Annotated in this window: 1 protein-coding gene; it reads left to right on the forward strand. The window is 55.6% G+C overall.

Annotation, left to right across the window (positions count from 1 at the left end):
- Positions 1-258 precede the first annotated feature (258 nt).
- Positions 259-417: a hypothetical protein gene (locus tag AC1RO3_RS08555; RefSeq protein WP_289863298.1), complete on the forward strand. Its 159-nt coding sequence runs from the start codon at positions 259-261 to the stop codon at positions 415-417.
- Positions 418-486: the final 69 nt, after the last annotated feature.

A 486-nucleotide genomic window follows, 5' to 3' on the forward strand; every position in this document is an offset into this window, starting at 1 on the left:
TCGGATGCGGAAGGCGATAAAGCCGCTGAGTGGGTCGAAGGCTGGTGGGCTGCGTATCGCGAGATTCTGAGCGAATCTGAAGCTGAGGACGAAAATGATTGATTTTGTTTCGGTAGATGGCTCTGAAAACCCTTGGGAAGAGGGGTTTGCCGCTTTCCTCGACGGAGAGTCGCGTCAAAACAACCCATACAGCTACGGGTCCCCTGATCATGCAGAGTGGGATGCTGGCTGGTACTCAGCACGTGGAGGTGACGCGGAATGAATGCACTGGGCGCATGGTTCGTTGGTCACGCTGCTTACTTTTACGGTGATGGCTTCTGGGAGAATCCGTACGATTCAGATTCCATGGACCATTACGATTGGGCTGCTGGTTGGACGGCGGCTCGCGACATGAGCAGCGGGGGCGACAATGACTGAGGCATGGATGTTGGGGCTCAGTGCCTACATGCATGGCGATTCAACTGAGGACAATCCGTACCCGATGGC

The organism is Dellaglioa sp. CoH-57-MRSF-19 (genome assembly GCF_056781975.1).